Raw genomic sequence first — 1,785 nt, forward strand, 5'->3', positions numbered from 1 at the left:
ATAGACAATAACAAATTCTGGGCAGCGACGGTGTTAGTGTCTGCCATTGACACGCTAAGAACAAGACAACTTTGGTCAAGTCTTAATTTCAATTTGTTTAGTTTGTTCTCAGAGATTTAGCCTGCAGTAGCTCAATAAATCTGTAAATGAAGACTATAGTGTGCTTCTGGACTACAGGTGGCCCCTTGTTGTCCCCGAAAGAGGTCCAGTCTCTTAACCCCAAACAAGTCGTGGCCTTCCTTAAGTCGGCCCGACTGGATGACGTAATTTAAAAAGAAAGGGCTAGCTACAATAGATCTGCAAAGGTCGCAGTAGCTGTTGGTCTCTCAGGACTAACCCCTAATTCTCAAATAATAATAATAATAATAGTGTGCTTGAAACAAAAAAAAGTGTATGCTATTTAAGCTGAGAACTTACCCTGACCTACAAACTGCAATGGGAATAGACCACTGGTGAACAGTACTTATGCTCAGTGGAGACCTTTTTAATCTGTATATTAGTTTAGTAGTTGAATTTGACTGCAATGTAAGTAATTTCTTTCTTTCTAAGTCAAAATCATTTATACACCGTGCTTCCATACACTGTTTTGGAGGAAATAAATTCAATTACACATGTTGTTAAGGGTAAAGTACTGAACAAAAACAAGTATATAGCAAGTTTGTTTACTACAGGCACTGCACTTCACCAACCAGAAATGTAATTATCAATCGCTTATTTACAGAACTAAACAATGAATTAAAAAGTAGGATACAAAGGTGGCATTGACATCATTTGACACCAATACCTGGCCAATACTAAGTTTACTTTGCTAAGTTTGCAAATGTACTGAGCATGTGAAGTCTTTATAGTTAATACTCAAGACTATAATAATACTCACAAGATACTGCTACAGATCTTCAGCCTCGCCAATCGCTGTGGTAGTTAAATGATTCACTGTAAGCTTCGAGCTGACTCAAGAATTTTACACTTTGTTCTTACACTAAAAGTACACTTATTACTAATAGGCGAAGAACTAATGTAGCACTTTGACTATACAGTTATAAGCATTAATACGCAAAGATTCGCTTACTACCTATTTCAATACGAATTTAAGCAACAGGAAATTAACATTTACACAAAACAATTATCGCCACAGACACAGCTTCAATGTTTGATGAACGAATTAAATTAATGAGTTGAATGAGAAATGTCATTGTTTGACAGGTCTGGAAGGTGCATGTTCAGACGAATGACTATTAGGAACAGAACAACCCGTGGGAACAACCAATCAAAACCTGATTATTATTTTTTTATTTACAGCTTTGGATACCTGCACAACTCAATGTGCTGCCATCTTGTGATGAGAAACGGAAAAAATAATTTCCGATTTCATCCTTTTTAAAACCACCCGTGCACCAAACGTCACGTCAGCAATCCATTCATTCAGTTTCAGCTGTGCAGTTTTTTGTTGAACTCTAAAAATTTTATTGAATTTCTTGTGAAATTATCAAGATTTTACAACAGTATCATATTTTCAAGATTATGCAAGAATGGAATCGTCATCAATTGTAAGTTTTAACAACGACTCCACGTATCAGTCAACCCTCAAAGGCGAAAGTAACAATGTTAGTGTTCATGAATTAGCTCTTCACGCTATGAGGGATCGATCTTGCAATTTCACTGACAGTAACTTCTAGTTTTGCACGGTCAAAACAGGTAATCAAGTAGTAAGTAACGAGAGAATCGGAATAATTAGCAATCACTTTACGTTTGTATTGTACAGATGTATTATCGTAACTTTCATCA

Annotated in this window: 1 protein-coding gene; it reads right to left on the reverse strand. The window is 36.0% G+C overall.

The window, feature by feature from the left end:
- Positions 1-413: 413 nt before the first annotated feature.
- Positions 414-578, reverse strand: coding sequence for a hypothetical protein (locus tag ACJ5GX_RS01255; RefSeq protein WP_495292606.1), 165 nt, complete (start codon positions 576-578; stop codon positions 414-416).
- Positions 579-1,785: the final 1,207 nt, after the last annotated feature.

Source organism: Wolbachia endosymbiont of Tuta absoluta (assembly GCF_059414725.1).

Bases quoted from the DNA above. Each gene is read 5' to 3' on its own strand.
- ACJ5GX_RS01255 (WP_495292606.1), bottom strand. From the start codon at position 578: ATGGAAGCACGGTGTATAAATGATTTTGACTTAGAAAGAAAGAAATTA.